14 protein-coding genes are annotated in these 17,775 nt (G+C 42.5%); 3 read left to right on the forward strand and 11 right to left on the reverse strand.

Features of this window, described 5'->3' with window-relative positions:
- Window positions 1–68: 68 nt before the first annotated feature.
- Window positions 69–1,409: a dihydroorotase gene (locus tag KFO40_RS23860; protein WP_211146865.1), complete on the reverse strand. Its 1,341-nt coding sequence runs from the start codon at window positions 1,407–1,409 to the stop codon at window positions 69–71.
- Window positions 1,406–2,149, reverse strand: coding sequence for a polyprenol monophosphomannose synthase (locus KFO40_RS23865; protein ID WP_120069211.1), 744 nt, complete (start codon window positions 2,147–2,149; stop codon window positions 1,406–1,408). The genes KFO40_RS23860 and KFO40_RS23865 overlap by 4 nt, the downstream gene beginning before the upstream one ends.
- A 259-nt stretch (window positions 2,150–2,408) precedes the next feature.
- Here KFO40_RS23865 and mfd point away from each other — a divergent pair, with 259 nt between their 5' ends.
- The 3 genes from mfd to KFO40_RS23880 all read left to right on the forward strand — a co-directional run bounded on the left by mfd (window position 2,409) and on the right by KFO40_RS23880 (window position 6,367).
- Window positions 2,409–5,783: a transcription-repair coupling factor gene (gene mfd / locus KFO40_RS23870; protein WP_211146866.1), complete on the forward strand. Its 3,375-nt coding sequence runs from the start codon at window positions 2,409–2,411 to the stop codon at window positions 5,781–5,783.
- Window positions 5,784–5,870: 87 nt separating this feature from the next.
- Window positions 5,871–6,083, forward strand: coding sequence for a hypothetical protein (locus tag KFO40_RS23875; protein WP_004312604.1), 213 nt, complete (start codon window positions 5,871–5,873; stop codon window positions 6,081–6,083).
- Window positions 6,071–6,367, forward strand: coding sequence for a type II toxin-antitoxin system RelE/ParE family toxin (locus KFO40_RS23880; RefSeq protein WP_004312602.1), 297 nt, complete (start codon window positions 6,071–6,073; stop codon window positions 6,365–6,367). The genes KFO40_RS23875 and KFO40_RS23880 overlap by 13 nt, the downstream gene beginning before the upstream one ends.
- A 32-nt stretch (window positions 6,368–6,399) precedes the next feature.
- Here the strand turns inward: KFO40_RS23880 and KFO40_RS23885 are convergent, their stop codons facing one another.
- The 9 genes from KFO40_RS23885 to KFO40_RS23925 all read right to left on the reverse strand — a co-directional run bounded on the left by KFO40_RS23885 (window position 6,400) and on the right by KFO40_RS23925 (window position 17,210).
- Window positions 6,400–8,256, reverse strand: a complete 1,857-nt coding sequence (locus KFO40_RS23885) for a YgiQ family radical SAM protein (RefSeq protein WP_117684504.1) — start codon at window positions 8,254–8,256, stop codon at window positions 6,400–6,402.
- A gap of 106 nt (window positions 8,257–8,362) precedes the next feature.
- Window positions 8,363–8,587: a sulfurtransferase TusA family protein gene (locus KFO40_RS23890; protein ID WP_004312598.1), complete on the reverse strand. Its 225-nt coding sequence runs from the start codon at window positions 8,585–8,587 to the stop codon at window positions 8,363–8,365.
- Window positions 8,587–8,904, reverse strand: coding sequence for a hypothetical protein (locus KFO40_RS23895; RefSeq protein WP_004312597.1), 318 nt, complete (start codon window positions 8,902–8,904; stop codon window positions 8,587–8,589). The genes KFO40_RS23890 and KFO40_RS23895 overlap by 1 nt, the downstream gene beginning before the upstream one ends.
- Before the next feature lie 80 nt (window positions 8,905–8,984).
- Window positions 8,985–11,894, reverse strand: a complete 2,910-nt coding sequence (locus KFO40_RS23900; RefSeq protein WP_049703079.1) for a xanthan lyase — start codon at window positions 11,892–11,894, stop codon at window positions 8,985–8,987.
- Between the two features lie 219 nt (window positions 11,895–12,113).
- Window positions 12,114–14,105, reverse strand: a complete 1,992-nt coding sequence (locus KFO40_RS23905) for a glucosamine-6-phosphate deaminase (protein WP_004312593.1) — start codon at window positions 14,103–14,105, stop codon at window positions 12,114–12,116.
- Window positions 14,106–14,253: 148 nt separating this feature from the next.
- The gene (locus KFO40_RS23910) at window positions 14,254–15,030 is read right to left on the reverse strand and encodes an amidohydrolase (protein ID WP_004312590.1); all 777 of its coding nucleotides are present in this window, start codon (window positions 15,028–15,030) and stop codon (window positions 14,254–14,256) included.
- Window positions 15,031–15,067: 37 nt separating this feature from the next.
- On the reverse strand, window positions 15,068–15,622 hold the full coding sequence (locus tag KFO40_RS23915; protein ID WP_004312588.1) for a 1-acyl-sn-glycerol-3-phosphate acyltransferase: 555 nt from the start codon (window positions 15,620–15,622) through the stop codon (window positions 15,068–15,070).
- A 7-nt stretch (window positions 15,623–15,629) separates the two neighbouring features.
- The gene (locus tag KFO40_RS23920) at window positions 15,630–15,899 is read right to left on the reverse strand and encodes a hypothetical protein (RefSeq protein WP_004306027.1); all 270 of its coding nucleotides are present in this window, start codon (window positions 15,897–15,899) and stop codon (window positions 15,630–15,632) included.
- Between the two features lie 123 nt (window positions 15,900–16,022).
- Window positions 16,023–17,210, reverse strand: coding sequence for an ATP-binding protein (locus KFO40_RS23925; protein WP_004312586.1), 1,188 nt, complete (start codon window positions 17,208–17,210; stop codon window positions 16,023–16,025).
- Window positions 17,211–17,775 lie beyond the last annotated feature (565 nt).

Here is a 17,775-nt window from a genome sequence, read left to right on the forward strand (position 1 = left end):
TTTTTACGTAGGGCGTTGCCCTACGCTATAGAATTAAGCCCTTTCAGGGCACTCCGCAAAATTATCATTTATCGTTCGAAGAACAATTCTTGTCCGCGATAAGTCTCGTCTATTTCTCCGTTGTTATATAACAGATGTCCGTTTACAAATGTTTTCTCTACTTTCCAGTCGAATGTGTGTCCCTCTAATGGACTCCATTTACATTTGCTTAGAATACAATCAGTTGTTACAGTCCATTCGCTTCCGGGGCGGACTAATACCAGGTCAGCCTGATAGCCTTTGCGGATGAATCCCCTGTTTGGTATCTCATACATCTGTGCAGGAGCATGAGCCATTTTTTCTACTACTTTTTCGATAGTAAACACTCCTTTATCTGCCAACTCCAACATGCTGACCAGCGAGAACTGAATCATCGGCATCCCGGACATTGCCTTTAATGCACCTCCTTCTTTTTCACTAAGCAAGTGTGGGGCATGATCGGTTGCGATGGCATCAATCAGACCGCTATTGACAGCCTCTTGCAAAGCTTTCCGGTCTTGTGCAGTCTTGATGGCAGGGTTACATTTAATGCGGGCACCCAATGTCTGATAATCTTCTTCCGTAAAGAGTAGATGGGAAACGCAGGCTTCTGCTGTAATTCTTTTTTGTGCCAGAGGAACGTTGGAAAACAGACTCAACTCTTTAGCGGTGGAAATATGCATGATGTGCAGGCGGGCATTTGTTTCCCGTGCCAGTTGCACAGCCAGCTCGGACGAACGATAGCAAGCCTCTTCCGAACGGAGAAGCGGATGAAGAGCCAGAGGTACATCGTCTCCGTATTCTTTCTTATATTTATCCGTATTTTCTTTGATAATTCCCTGGTCTTCGCAATGGGCGGCGATGAGCAGATCGGTTCCGCCGAATATATTACGCAAGCTGGCCATCCGGTCTACCAGCATATTGCCGGTGCTTGAACCCATAAATAACTTCACGCCACAAACCCGGTGTTTATCCAGTTGCGCAAACTGGGTATAGTTATTATTCGTTGCTCCGAAATAGCAGGAATAGTTGACTGCTGATTTCTCACCTAGTAGGGTGAATTTCTTTTCCAAAGCCTCCAGCGTCGTAGTCTGCGGGTTTGTATTGGGCATATCCATGATGGAAGTGACACCTCCTGCTGCAGCGGCATGGCTTTCTGTGGTAATATCAGCTTTATGAGTCAGGCCGGGATCGCGGAAATGAACATGTTCGTCGATGGCACCCGGTAGGAGATAACACCCGCTTGCGTCAATGACTTCGTCACAAGGGGCAGTTGCTTTTTCTTCACCCACCAATATTTCGGCTATCTTTTCATTTTCAATGACTACTGAACCCAGTACTTTTCTTCCTTCGTTAACAATAACGGCGTTTTGAATCAGTGTACGTTTCATGACTTTTGCGGGAATTTATGGAACCAACTATTTACTTTTAATTTAATCACACCAAATATGGCCTCTCCAAAGATGCTGCTATTCATCTTGGAAGTCCCTAGTTCACGATTAATGAAAATCACGGGAACCTCGATGATTTTAAAACCACATTTGTAAGCGGTGAATTTCATTTCAATCTGAAAAGCATATCCCTTAAAACGGATATGATCCAAATCGATCATTTCCAGTACCTGACGGCGGTAGCAGACAAATCCGGCAGTTGTGTCTTGTACGGGTATTCCTGTGATGAACCGCACATATTTGGAAGCAAAGTATGACATCAATACTCGTCCCATCGGCCAGTTCACTACATTCACTCCGCTGATGTAGCGGGAGCCGATGGATACATCTCCACCCTGTTCCGAACAAGCCTGATACAAACGGGGTAAATCGTTCGGATTATGACTGAAGTCGGCATCCATTTCAAAGATATACTCGTATGCGTGTTCCAGTGCCCATTTAAATCCGGTAATATAGGCAGTGCCCAATCCCAGTTTCCCTTTACGCTCAATCATAAAAAGCCGTTCGGGAAATTCTTGTTGCAAGGTTTTTACGATGGTTGCCGTTCCGTCCGGAGAGCCGTCTTCTATTACCAGAATATGGAATACTTTGGGAAGGCCGAATACGGCACGGATGATATTTTCTATGTTCTCCCGTTCATTATAGGTAGGGATAATTACAATGCTATCCGATGTCTGCATATAGATACTATAAAATTTAAAACAAAAGTAGTTCTTTTCCTTTAGTTATAGCCGAACTAAGGAAAATTTAACGTGAAGAGCAGAATGCAATCTTTTGTTTCTTGGTGTGAAACGGTTTGTTCCTCGGTGTGAAACAAGTTGTTTCTCGGTGTGGAACACTTTGTTTCTCGGTGAGAAACTTTTGGGGGATGAAAACTTTCCCACACTTATGTCTGTCCTGCGATTCTTTTTTGTAATTTTGCGGGGAAATTTTATAGGTATGACAATAACTGAATTGCAACAACAATATGCTGCCCACCCCAATATGGCAGTGATGAAGCGCTTGTTGAAGGACACTTCTGTTCAGACTGTTTTTTGCGGAGGACTGTGTGCATCTGCTGCTTCTCTTTTTTCTTCTGTATTGGTACAAGAGGGTGGTTGTCCGTTTGTCTTTATTTTAGGTGATCTTGAAGAAGCCGGATATTTTTATCATGACTTGACGCAGATATTGGGGACGGAAAAGGTGTTATTCTTTCCATCTTCATTCCGTCGCTCTATTAAATATGGGCAAAAAGACGCAGCCAATGAGATTCTGCGCACGGAAGTACTTAGCCGCTTGCAAAAAGGGGAGGAGGGACTGTGTATCGTTACGTACCCGGATGCATTGGCAGAGAAAGTAGTGTCGCGAAAGGAATTGAGCGATAAAACTCTGAAACTGAATGTAGGGGAGAAAGTGGATACCACGTTTATCACTGATGTGTTGCATAGTTATGGCTTCGAATACGTAGATTATGTATATGAACCGGGGCAATACGCTGTTCGCGGTAGCATTATCGACGTTTTCTCTTTTGCTTCGGAATATCCTTATCGTATTGATTTCTTTGGTGATGAAGTAGAAAGTATCCGTACCTTTGAAGTAGAGTCCCAATTATCCCGCGAGAAGAAAAGTGGAGTGTCCATTGTTCCCGATTTAGCAGTGACAGGAGATGTGACAACTTCCTTTCTGGATTTTATCCCGAAAGATACTACTCTGGCAATGCGCGATTTTCTTTGGTTGCGTGAACGAATCCAGGTGGTGCATGATGAAGCGTTGACTCCCCAGGCAATAGCTGTTCAGGAAGCCGCAGAAAATGGAGGCATTACATTAGAAGGAAAACTGATAGACGGCAGTGAATTCACTGTACGGGCACTCGATTTCCGCCGATTGGAATTTGGTAACAAACCAACCGGAACGCCGAATGCCAGTGTTACTTTCAATACATCTGCCCAACCCATCTTTCATAAGAATTTCGATTTGGTAGCTTCTTCTTTCAAAGATTATTTGGAAAAAGGTTATTCGCTATATATCTGTAGTGACAGTATGAAGCAGACAGATCGTATCAAGGCTATTTTTGAAGATCGGGGCGATCAGATTAATTTTACTCCCGTAGAGCGTACCATACATGAAGGATTTGTAGATAACACACTACGGCTCTGTATCTTCACCGACCATCAGTTGTTTGACCGTTTCCATAAATATAACCTGAAAAGTGATAAAGCCCGTTCGGGAAAAGTAGCACTGTCCTTAAAAGAACTGAATCAGTTTACTCCGGGAGATTATGTGGTGCATACCGATCATGGTATCGGACGTTTTTCCGGTTTGGTGCGTATACCGAATGGTGATACCACGCAGGAAGTTTTGAAACTGGTGTTTCAGAATGAAGATGTAGTGTTCGTTTCCATTCATTCACTGCATAAAGTTTCTAAATATAAAGGTAAGGAGGGAGAGGCTCCCCGGCTTAACAAATTAGGTACAGGGGCATGGGAGAAACTGAAAGAACGTACAAAGAGCAAAATCAAGGATATAGCCCGCGATTTGATAAAATTGTATTCGCAGCGTCGTCAGGAAAAAGGGTTTTCTTATAGTCCCGATAGTTTCTTGCAGCGTGAGTTGGAAGCATCCTTTATTTATGAAGATACCCCGGATCAGAGTAAGGCGACGATTGATGTCAAAGCGGATATGGAAAGTGACCGCCCGATGGACCGTCTGGTTTGTGGAGATGTAGGATTTGGAAAAACAGAAGTTGCGATCCGTGCCGCTTTCAAAGCCGTTGCCGATAATAAACAAGTAGCTGTTCTGGTTCCGACAACGGTGCTTGCTTACCAGCATTTCCAAACATTCCGCGAACGTCTGAAAGGACTGCCATGCCGGGTGGAATATTTAAGCCGCGCACGTACTGCCGCACAAACCAAAGCTGTATTGAAAGGACTGAAGGATGGAGATGTCGGTATTTTGATAGGTACCCACCGTATCTTAGGCAAGGATGTTCAGTTTAAAGACTTGGGACTGCTGATTGTTGACGAAGAGCAGAAATTCGGAGTTTCCGTAAAAGAAAAGCTGCGTCAGTTGAAAGTGAATGTAGATACACTGACAATGACTGCTACTCCGATTCCCCGTACCCTTCAATTTTCGTTGATGGGCGTGCGTGATTTGAGCGTGATTTCCACTCCACCGCCTAACCGCTATCCGATTCAGACCGAAGTGCATACTTTTAATGAAGAAGTGATTACGGATGCCATCAACTTTGAGATGAGTCGCAACGGGCAGGTCTTTTTCGTCAATAACCGGATTGCGAACTTGCCGGAACTGAAAGCAATGATAGAGCGCCATATCCCGGATTGTCGTGTAGCAATCGGACACGGACAGATGGAGCCGACAGAACTGGAGAAAATTATTCTGGATTTTGTCAACTATGACTATGACGTGCTCTTGGCAACCACAATCATCGAAAGTGGTATCGATATTCCGAATGCAAATACCATCATTATCAATCAGGCGCAAAACTTCGGCTTGAGTGATCTCCATCAGATGCGTGGACGGGTAGGGCGTAGTAACAAGAAAGCATTCTGTTATCTGCTGGCTCCTCCGTTGAGCAGTCTGACAGCCGAAGGAAGACGACGTCTTCAAGCGATTGAAAACTTTAGTGATTTGGGAAGTGGTATTCATATTGCCATGCAGGATTTGGACATTCGTGGAGCCGGAAATTTGCTCGGAGCCGAGCAAAGTGGCTTTGTCGCTGATTTGGGATATGAAACATATCAGAAGATACTGACTGAAGCTGTCCATGAGTTGAAAACAGATGAATTTGCAGAACTGTATGCTGATGAAATAAAAGGTGAAGGACAAATTAGTGGAGAAGAATTTGTAGAGGAGTGTCAGGTAGAAAGTGACCTCGAACTTTTATTGCCGGCCAACTACGTAACCGGCAGCAGCGAACGTATGTTGCTCTATCGTGAACTGGATGGACTGACATTGGATAAGGATGTGGAGGCTTTCCGCTCCCGCTTGGAAGACCGCTTCGGTCCGGTTCCCCGGGAAACGGAAGAATTACTCCGTATTGTTCCTTTACGCCGTTTGTCAGCTCGTTTGGGAGCAGAGAAGATTTTCCTGAAGGGCGGACGAATGACCTTGTTCTTTGTTTCCAATCCGGATAGTCCGTTCTATCAAAGTAAGGCTTTCGGTAAAGTGATAGACTACATGATGAAGTATACTCGGCGCTGTGATCTGCGTGAGCAGAATGGCAGACGGAGTATGTTGATTAAAAATGTTACTAATGTGGAGACGGCAGTCAGTGTGTTGCAGGAGATTGTGGCGTTGCCTGTGAAAGAAGAATAAATAAGCTTTTCGGGGAAGATAAGCGAGGAATTGTTTGTTTTATACCAAGGGGATCTTTATCTTTGTAGATATAACTTAATAACTGATATGGCTAAGAAATCATATAAACCTCAAGATAATGAATTGCCACAGGTCAATGAACCAGTGGCTGCTTATCATGTAACTACTCCTAATGCAAATCTTTATGTTCCTACAGAATATGAACAGGAAATTATAATGCATTCTGAAAAAGATTATGAGGAGGGTAGATTGCATACTCAAGAAGATGTGGATAAGCTGGTGGAACAATGGCTAAGTTAAAAATAGTCTGGACAGAAACAGCGACTATTGTTTTTCAGCAAATTCTGACTTTCTATAATGTGAGAAATGGAAATACCCAATATAGCCGTTCCATTTATACAATGGTGAGAGACGTATTGCAATTAGTCGCTAAATATCCTTATATGTATAAAGCTACTTCTGTACCTAATATACGTGTTTTTCATTGTGATTATTTCAAAGTCTATTATCGGGTACTTGAAAAGCAGATTCTTGTGGAAGCTGTTTTTGATACTCGCCAAGATCCTGATAAGGCTCCTTTTTAGAGGTGGTTTTGTAAGTGATGGAATGGAGCGAATTAGCGTTTTCCATATAATTTGTCTATCAAATCAGAACGTCCGATACGTCTCAACTCATTGATGATGTTTTTCCGTTCTTCCGGTTTATACCAGAAGAAGAACTGCCGCTGGGCGAGTTTTTCCCGTTGGGTTTTGGCACTGAATATCGGTTCTAACGTGTATGGATGGAATCCGGTATACCAGGCTTCGGTAGCAACCGTCATCGGAGTAGGAGTGAAGTCCTGCACTTGTTCCAGGTGGAAGTCCAGACGTTTAGTGATAACGGCAAGTTCCGCCATATCTTCTTCTTTGCATCCGGGATGCGAGGAAATGAAATACGGAATCAGTTGTTGACGTAGATTCTCTTCCCGGTTGATACGGTCGAATATCCTCTTGAATGTTTCGAATTGCTCGAAAGAAGGTTTGCGCATTACAGATAATACCCGGTCACTGGTATGTTCCGGAGCTACTTTCAGCCGACCACTTACGTGATTGACAATCAATTCACGGGTATACTCGGCAGTGCTGCGGTTGATTGCTTCATCTTTGCTTTGATGGAGTAACAGGTCGTAGCGTACTCCGCTACCGATAAACGATTTTTTTATTCCGGGCAAGGCATCCACTGCACGGTAAATATCCAGCAAAGGGCGATGGTCGGTATTTAGATTCGGGCAAACTTTCGGATGGATACATGACGGTCGTTTGCACTTCTTGCAAATAGCTTCGTCTTTTCCTTTCATCTGATACATATTAGCGGAAGGACCACCCAAATCGCTTAAATATCCTTTGAAATCGGGTAACTGGATGACCTCTTTCACCTCTTTCAGTATGGACTCTTTGCTACGGCTGACGATAAACTTTCCCTGATGAGCGGAAATGGTGCAGAAGGCACAACCGCCGAAACATCCCCGGTGAATGTTGATGGAAAACTTAATCATGTCATAAGCCGGAATCCGTTTCCCTTTATATTTAGGATGAGGTAGCCGGGTATATGGCAAATCAAACGAACGATCGAGATCTTCCTGGCTCATCGGAGGATATGGAGGATTGACTACTACTATCTTGTTTCCGACGGCTTGCGTGATTCGGGAAGCCGAATATTTGTTGGATTCTTCTTCGATATGTCGGAAATTGCTTGCCTGTTTCTTTTTATCTGCCAGACATTCTTCGTGCGAATAAAGTGGAAGGTCATCTTCGGCAGAGGTCCATTCTGTTGCACGGCAAAGATAGGCTGTTTGAGGAACTGATCCGATGATTGTTCTGAATTTACTGCTTGTCAGTACTGGCTCTTCAGCAGTAAGCAGACTTTTCATATTCTTCACCAGGTCTGGAAGTGGTTTTTCTCCCATTCCGTAAATGAGCAGGTCGGCACCGCTGTCGCATAAAATGCTCTTTTGCACTTTGTCCTGCCAATAATCGTAATGACTTAACCGTCTTAAACTGGCTTCGATTCCTCCGATAACTACGGGAACATCCGGATAAAGTTTCTTTAGTATCTGGCTATAAACCGTGGAAGGATATTCCGGACGCATATCCGGACGACCGTCCGGGGTATACGCATCTTCACTGCGCAATCGTTTGTTGGCTGTGTATTTATTTACCATTGAGTCCATACATCCACCGGAGATGCCGAAGAATAGCCGTGGACGTCCCAACTTCTTGAAGTCACGCAGGTCATCACGCCAGTTGGGCTGGGGCACAATGGCTATTTTCAAACCTTCCGCTTCAAGAATCCGTCCAATAACGGCAGCACCAAAAGAAGGGTGATCCACATAGGCATCAGCACTGAATAGAATGACATCCAATTCATTCCATCCGCGAAGTTCTACTTCTTTCTTGGTAGTAGGTAACCAGTCAGTCAATCGATATTCTTTCATGCTGCAAAGATACGGATAATAAAAAACATCCCAATGATTTTTTTATTCATTGAGATGTTTAACTTCGATTATCGGGATGTTTTGCTTCAATCATTGAGATGTTTTTTTATAACTTCCCATTGATTGTGAACTGTAATGTCATTTGTTCTCCATCATAGATTTCACGAAAACCGATACCTTGCTCGGACAGATATTCCTTTAGATCCTGAAACGCGTCAGCATGGTTCATGATAATCTCTATCGTTTCTCCCGGAGAGGCAGTGCACATTGCTCTTATTGCAGGAATCAGCGGACTGTATGCTGTTATTCCGCAGGTATCTACCGTAATCATTATTCCTCCTCTTCTTCCGCTTCCGTGTTGGAAAGCCAGGTAAGATAGAGCTTGATGAGCTGTTGCAGACCGAATGCCTTCATATTATTGTGATAAATCACGTCGATACAAAGGTCCAGCAAGTCTTTACTGTCTTCTTCCTGACTGGCGATAAGGGAGCGGATATTAAGTTTCAACTTATCCAGAACTGCTTCATCTACAATACCGGTACTGTCGATAAGATGACGGAACAGAGCATATTTCTCAATTGTTCTCAAGTTTTCATTAGATACTTCTATGCTGCGTGTACCGCTAGGATTTGCTTGTATAGTATACATTGTTTTTTAGTTTTAAAGGTTATTATAGTAGCAAAGATAGAATTTAAAATGAGAAACGGATTAAAAAAAAAGGATATTTTTTATTTTTGAGTAAAGAATCCCAAGATGCCTGCCATGATGGTTGCCCGATCCGCTTCCGACTGGATGCTTTCGAAAGGAAAGCCCAATACAAAAGTGCGGTAGTTTCCTTTGTAAGCGATACCTGCGCTCTGATTGCCGGGTACATACGTAAATACAGGGAAAGCAGTATCTACGGGAACGATGCAATCTGCTGCAGGAACCGCATAACTGTTCTCATTGGGCAGACGCGGGATCGTGATCGTGCGCCCCAATCCTTTAATCTGATTTGCACTCTTATCCGTCAGGCTACTTTGATAACCATATTTCAGTATTTTCTCTGTAAACTCCCGGTTGCCTTGTGTGCCGCTCATATCGCTTCCTACATAAGCACCGCTGACAAATAGACTACCTCCCGACTGACAATAACTGGTCATAATTCGTTGCATAGCCGAGGAGAATGTCTTGTAGTACGCTTTATTTGCGGGGTCTTCTTTTTCCAGTCCCAGGATATAATCTACCACCGGATAATCTTCTAACGTAACCAATCCGTTTTCTACCGCTTCGTCACTGCATGACACAAAACTATATTTGCCGGCTGCCTGAATCGCTTTTCCATGAATAAAAGGATAATCGAATGTGTTCCCTGCTATTTTCATTCCTTCTAACTCGTTTCCGCTATGGCCCAGACTGCCTTTTCCTTCTTTTCCGGCTTGTGTACGGTCGAAGCCTGTTTGTGCTCCGCAAAACGAAATGTTTGATATATACGGGACTCCGGGATCTTGTGATAAATCGAATCCTGCTCTTTCAGAAGTATTAATGACCGCCGGACCGCTGATTCTGTCAAAGCCATTGATGATAATTACCTTTTCCTGTTCGCGTTTGGCTTTATAAGCGGAAAGGATTTCGGAGGGAAAGCTTTCCCCGCCGCGGTTTACGGCAGTCACTTTGAATGAATAAACGAGCCCTGGTTCTATTTTAACGGTGTGGGACGTTTTGCTGACTAAGGTTCCATTGTCAAAGCCTCCATAACCGATGCGTGTATATACGATGTATTCCCGTGGGCGTGCAGTCGGTTCTTGCGGATCATCTTCACCTTTCCATGAAAGTTCCAATGTATTCTTTTTCTTTCCGAATTGAATGGCGAAATTGCTGACTGGTAGGGGCTGAACTATATATTCTTTATCATGCTGGCTGGTAATGAACTGCAAAATACCTTTATAAATGGCTCGTCCTACTGTAAACTTGAAGTTCGGATCATGCCCTAACTGCATATCTGCGAAGTTCTGATGGGAGAGCAGTTCGATAATCGTAGAAGGTGTAGCCGGGAGACGTGTTTCACTGTAATTCCGGTTCCACATACTGCGGCGTGTCCAGGGGATGCTGTAACTTGAATAAATATCTTTCTGAATCTGTGTGAGCAGAATATCGGCTAAGTCACGTGATGCATACCGGTCTGTTCCTGCATTCAGTTTTCCATTATTGAAATCGGTGGTATAGATACCGAGCGATCCGATAAGCTCATCAGTCTTGCTGCATCCGGCATCACTGTGCAACGCCATAGTCATTTCCAAAGGTACGCCTAAACCCGATTGTTGCGGGTTGTAGACAGAACTGCCCGACAAATAGTTGATAGCGTTGGAACGTGTGTTGATGTCGTCTGTATAGTCGTTTTCACCTTTACGTCCTGCATACACTTCGTATGGCATTCCCGCCCATTGCGCAGAGTAGCGTGCTCCTTCCAAATAACGGGGTAGCCCGCTGGTTCTTCCTCCACGGGCAATGTTTCCCATTCCACCTCCAAAACGTACTGCATCGGCGCATACAACTCCATGTTCGCTGCTCTCGTTGCTAAGTACCACCATGCCGTAGTCGTTGTTCCCTTTATCAAATTCAAACGTTCCGAGGTAAACCCATGTGCCTCCACCTATTTTCTGATTAACTTTAAATTCGGTTACTCCTCCGTTATGGAATACCAGATATTTGGCGTCGCTTACACTATTTGGGAGTGTCTGATAGGAAACATAAACGGCATACTTGCCTGTTGCCGGTAGAGTAGGTACCCATTCGGCAAATACCTGGTCTTTATTCTTCTTTTTCTTTCTTTCGGTTGGTATGAAACGACAGGTTCCGTCAGTGAAAGGATTCTCTCCCTCTTTGTAGATCGTTTTCTTTTGAGCAAATCCTCTTACCGGGGCATTTGTCCAATTAGCTTTTTTGCTACCCACTTCCAGATAAAGGGAAGCGTTGGGAGTGTCATTATCTACGATGATTTCATTCTTCTGCGTATCCCGTTCACGGGGAGTATAAACAATCGCTCCAGCATTTTCCAACATGGGAATCACGTATGGAAGAACGAAAGATTGAGTGAACATATCTTCCGTGGTGCAGAATAATCGAGGGCGTTGCCATCCCCATTCGTTTTTATCATTTTTGAAGTAGTTGCCGTGGCTTTGCCAGATTGCGATATGACGGTTTTGCAGTCCGCGTGAAATTTCATTGGGACGTGAAATGTTTTTCACCCAGGGAGCTCCTTTATAATCTATATTCAAAGATAACCGCTCCTTATCCTTTTTCTTATTCCGGTAGAAATTAGGAACCAAATCCTCAATAGGTTTTCCATCCGCATAAATGGTGAGCTGGTAATAATGAACAGGCCCCGGAAGCAGTTCTTTAACTTGATTATAAATGTTTTCTACAGTTTCCAGACGGAAAGGCTGATAGGCGAAACTCTCCGATGCATAGATTGCAATCGTCTTGCGATCATAATTTATATCGAAACTGTTCAGTTTAGGAGTGCTGATTTTGGCTGTTGCGGTATATTTGTTGAAGTAATCCGTCAGCCGTTCTTTTACATTTCTTTCAATATCTTGAGCGAAAAGAAAATTAGCACTTACAGTAAGGCATAGAAGAAACACTATTATCTTTTTCATTATTCAATGCTTTTGTTCTCATTTTCACCACAGAGGAAAGGAGAACACGGAGGGCAAATCTATGAAGCGATATAAAAATGGTTGTTCATAATAACTCTGTGTCCTCCTTTCCTCTGTGGTGAATTATCCCCGCAAAAATAACAAAAAAAGAGCGAGAAGTATCGAAACTTCCCACTCTTCTTTCATTGTTTTATATTCTCTTAATTAAGAATATTATTCTTATAAAGGAACGTATTCTACAAATGCTTCCATTGCTTCGTAAGAAGCCAGTCCTAACTTATCATACAAAGTAGCTGTGCCACGGTTGCGGTCTTCGCTACGTTGCCAGAACAAACGTTCGTCATTACCCAGGAACGGAGCGCTTTCCATCTGCGACTGATGTTTCAGGATAGAGTTACGTTTTGCACGAAGTTCTTCCGGACTGATCGGCACTGCCATTTCAATATTTTCGATTTCCCATTCAGCCCACGCACCACGGTACATCCAGATACGGCAGTCTTTCAGCCATTTGGCACCTTCTTCTTTTTCAAGATCAACGGCTGCGAATACGGCGTCCGTACATACACGGTGTGTTCCGTGCGGGTCGGCCAAGTCACCTGCAACGAAAATCTGATGAGGTTTCACTTCACGAAGCAAGTTACGTACGATTTCCACGTCTGCTTCACTGATCGGGTTTTTCTGAATCTTACCTGTTTCATAGAACGGCAAGTCTAGGAAGTGGCATCGTTCCAATGGTATATTGTTATAAGTACAGGCCGTACGGGCTTCACCACGACGAATCAGACCTTTGATAGTCAGAATGTCACGACTGTCCATATCACCATCTTTCTTCTCTTTCAAGAAATTACGTATTTCTGCATATTTCTCATTGATAACCTGATCTGCACTGTTATTGAAGAGTTGGTTGAATCCGTTGATGAAATGCATGAAACGAACTACTTCTTCGTCACCAACGGCGATATTACCGGAAGTTTCGTAAGCTACGTGTACTTCATGTTTTTGCTCTACCAAACGACGAAGCGTACCACCCATCGAAATAACGTCATCATCCGGATGCGGAGAGAAAATGATTACACGTTTCGGATACGGTTTTGCACGTTCCGGACGGTAGGTGTCATCAGCATTAGGTTTGCCACCCGGCCATCCGGTAATGGTGTGCTGTAAATCATTGAAGATTTTGATGTTTACATTGTACGCAGAACCGTAAAGTGCCAGAAGTTCACTCAAACCGTTTTCGTTATAGTCTTTATTTGTCAACTTCAGAATCGGTTTGCCGGTCAACTGACACAACCAAACAATGGCGCTACGGATTAGTTTATCATTCCATTCGCAAGAAGTTACCAGCCACGGACGTTGGATACGTGTTAAGTTCATAGCTGCTGAAAGATCAAGAGCTACATGCGCGTTGTTGTGAGTTTGCAGATAAGAAGCCGGAATAGTGTCAGTGATCGCACCTTCCACACATTCTTTAATCATAGCTGCTTTGTTTTCCCCCCATGCAAGCAGATAAACCTTCTTTGCGCCAAGGATAGTGGATACACCCATTGTAATAGAACTGATCGGCGTATTATCCAGCGTTCCGAAAATCTTGGATGCTTCGTTGCGTGATGCATTATCCAACAAAATCAGACGAGTGGTAGAATTCAGTCGGGAACCCGGTTCGTTGAACGCGATGTTACCTACACGGCCAATGCCCAACAAGGCAATATCAATACCTCCGAAGCTTTCGATGCGTTGTTCGTACAGACGGCAATATTCGAAGATGGTATCTTTGGCAATGCTTCCGTCGGGAGTGAATATATTTTGTTTGTCAATATCGATGTGATCCAGCAACATACTCTTCAAAGCATTGAAGTTGCTGTTGATTGCATCGGGAGCCAACGGATAATATTCATACATATTAAATACGATCACATTGCGGAAGCTAAGACCTTCTTCCTTATGCATGCGGATGAGTTCGGTATATACGTGGCTGGGCGAATCACCTCCGGGGAGTGCCAATACGCAGAAGCGTCCTGCTTTTTGTTTTTCGCGGATGGTCTGTGCTATTTCGCGAGCAATATAGTTAGCACCTTCTTCTACGGATTCGTAGATGTCCGTAGGGATTTTTTCGAGTCTTGTCAAGACTGATTTTTCAAATGCATTCTCCGGTCTGTAGTATCTGGGGGAGACCCGGTGGAGACTGATTTGAGAACTAAGATTTGTTTTCATAAAGTTGTTAATTAAGTTATGTAAGATTAGCGTCCTTACGACTGTATTTTCACGACAAAGATACAAAAGAAGTCTATATAATTAACTACCGAATTCTAGGTATTGTTGCTACATGAATCTGTTTTTAACATTTGTTATTTGGCAAATGTTATAGATGGAATTCGTCTGCATCTTTCCATACCGGGAACTTCTCTCTGAATTGGTTGAGAGCAGTGAGATTTACACTGACAGTCGTTATTCCTTCCTTTTCATCTGGAATTGAGCCGATTTCTTCTCCGAAAGCGGAGTAGACTTTACTTCCTCCATTATATGAAAGTTGGTACCCGTCTGTACCTACTCTGTTGACACCGCATACATAGCATTGATTTTCTAAAGCGCGTGCCCGGAGTAGAGTATCCCAAACCAGACGGCGGGGGATAGGCCAGTTGGCTACATATATTAAAAGGTCGTACTCGTTGCCTACGTTTCGGCTCCATACAGGGAAACGAAGGTCATAGCAAACCAGCAGGCAGATATTCCATCCATGATAGGGGATGATGAGTCGTTTATCACCGGCCGAAAAGTGTTCAGCTTCCCGTCCCATACGAAACAGATGTCGTTTGTCATAATAGAACTCTTCTCCTTCCGGCGTCAGAAAGAACGCACGGTTATAAAACTGTTCGTTCTCTGTTGCTATATAGCTTCCGCAAATGGCTAGCTGGAATTTGGCGGCCCATTGTTTGAGTGTTGTAATGGTTTCTCCGGAATTTGGCTCTGCCAGTATTTTACTCTGCATACTGAATCCGGTAGAAAACATCTCCGGTAAAACAACAATCTCCGTTATTCCACGAAGACTTTGTAGCTTTTCGTGGAGCAAACGGAGATTTTCTTGTTTATTTTCCCAAACAATATCGGTTTGTATGATAGAAATACGGATAGACTCCATGATAACTAAGTATTATACTTAATACCTAATACTTAAATCATATTTCTCCAAGAGCAAAATTCTCCGGATGTTTTCCTTTGAAATCCTTGAAGTAAAGTTTGATTTCTCTCATGTCCTTATTAATATCTCCTGACGGCATGATAGCTTTCGTTGCCGAAATCGTTTTTTTGCTGTAATCAATACCAATCAGAACGATAGGAACCTGTGCTTTCAAGGCTATAAAATAAAAGCCTTTTTTCCAGTTTGGATTCGCTTTACGGGTTCCTTCGGGAGTGATAGCCAAATTAAACTTTTTATATTCGGCAAATTTATGAACCATTTGATCTACTAGCGAAGTTTTTCGACTGCGGTCGACGGGAATTCCGCCAACTGCTTTGAAAAAAATTCCAAGCGGAAAGAAAAACCATTCTTTTTTCATCATGAAACTTGTCTTACGGCCTATAGCACCATAAAATAGTTTTCCAATAAATAAATCAAGGTTTGTTGTGTGTGGAGCGGCACATATCACGCATTTATCATAATTAGGCACCGTAACGTTTGTCTTCCACCCTAACAGGCGGTAATAGATAAAGCTATAAATTGCTTTTTTCATTCTGTTGTTAGTTCAATTTCCCTATAGCTTCAATAATCTCGTTTACCTTTGCATTAAAATCAGCACGGAATTTCTTATAAAAACCTTTCACGTTGCCCGGTTCTGTGTGGCTGATGCGAGTGACAAACTCATCCTGCATCTTCAGTACCTCTGCCATCAGTTCATCTGCTTTCACCTTGTCTGTGCCAGGGATGAACATGCTGTTGATTAAACACTCGGTGAATAATTCTCCTGCGATATAGTTTACGTTCTTTTTGAGTTCTCTTCTACTTGCCATAATCTTTACATTTAATGGTGAATAATAAAAAATACTTGCGGTAAAGATAGGTACTTTCTTTGATTCTAGCGAATAATACGGGGAAAAACATTATTCAAGCCTGCATCTTCTTGCTGTATTTCTTTATTCAAATAACTTCGCAGGATTGATACTTAAGAATTGTTCGGCTTTCATGCCCCCTTCTCCGACTACGAAACTAGCATACGGTTGATACATTTTGCGTATTTCTTCTAGTCCTGCATTATACATTTCACTGTTGCTTTTTACTTCTATGGCTACAATCCGGTTTTTCTTTTTCAATATATAATCTACTTCCTTATCTTTTTCTCTCCAGTAAAATACTTCATAGTTACCAGTAAATGCGTTGGAAACAATATGTGCACCAATTGCAGATTCAAAAATACGTCCCCATTCTTTTCTGTTGAGAATAGCCTCCTTAAAAGTCAAATCATTATATACGGTTTTTAAAGCATTGTTGAATACCTGAAATTTAGGAGCGCTTGCTCTTTGGCGCGACTTGTCCATTGCAAACTTTTGTAAACCGGTCAGTAAGCCGCTATCTCCCAGTAAGTTTAAATATCCTGCTAGCGTTGTTGTATTTCCAGCGTCTTGTAATGCTCCTACCATTTTGGTCAGCGATACGATTTCACCGGAATAAGAAGTTCCCAGTTCAAAAGTTTGCCGTAATAATGCCGGTTTGCTAATTGGGGAATCGTATAAAATATCTTTATTGATAGTGGCATCTATGATTGCTCCATTGATATATTGTCCCCAGCGTTCTTCATCTTCTATCAAAAAAGCTGCTCCCGGGTATCCACCGAAATAAAGATACTGTTCCAGACTCATATTAAATGCATCCCGCATTTCCGGATACGACCAGTGTGTCATTCTTATCTCTTCAAAGCGACCCATCATCGAGTCTGATAATCCCTTTTCTAACAATACACGTGAAGAGCCGAGAAGAACAACTTTCATATTAATATCATTGAATGTATCTGCATCCCATTCTTTTTTGACTACTTCACTCCAATTTTTTATTTTTTGAATTTCATCGATTATCAGAATAAATTCAGATAATTTTTCTACTCGCATCTGTACTCTTGCCGTATTCCAACAGTCTGAAATCCAAGATGTCTGTGTAGCAGGAATACTATCTGCCGAATAGATTTGATAAGGTAGATTCAGATCATTGACTACTTGTTTGATGACTGTAGTCTTTCCAACTTGGCGAGGTCCTAACACTACTTGCAGGAAATGTCGAGGCTCTTTTAGTCTTTTTGTAATCGTTTGATATTGAACTCTTTTATACATGTTTTCTGTTGTTTATTCAATAGAATGAGTACTTTTACTCAATATATTGATTAGTTTTACTCAATAAATAACGCAAATATACACAATAAGTTGCTTTGTATCATTTTAAATCTACAATTCTTTATCTTTTCTTTAATCATGAAATTAAAGAGTATAAAAATGAATGAAACGGTGCAGAAATGAATGAAAGTTTGGTCTACTATAAAGTTGAAAAACATAAAAACATCTGCCACCTGCAACGAAAAGCGTGTAACACACTAATTAATAAATAGTTGGAACGTTGCAGATACCTGTTGCAGATAGGTTGCAGATAAAGTATCTGCAACACGTTATATAATCAAAGAAAAAGCCTGGATTCCTTTGTGCAAAGCTATGGGATAATTGGGGTGACTCCGTGGAGAAATGGTGGTGTCTCTACGGGGAAACGACAGTATCCTTACGTAGAAACTGTAGTGTCTCGCCTTAGGAACTCTCGTTTCCTGCCGTGGAAACTGTAATTTCTAATGCCGGAAACGACAGTTCCCCGCCTGGAAACGGGAAGTTAATGTATACAATAAACTTTTGC

It is taken from the genome of Bacteroides sp. 1001302B_160321_D4 (genome assembly GCF_015667765.1).
Classification (GTDB): domain Bacteria; phylum Bacteroidota; class Bacteroidia; order Bacteroidales; family Bacteroidaceae; genus Bacteroides; species Bacteroides xylanisolvens.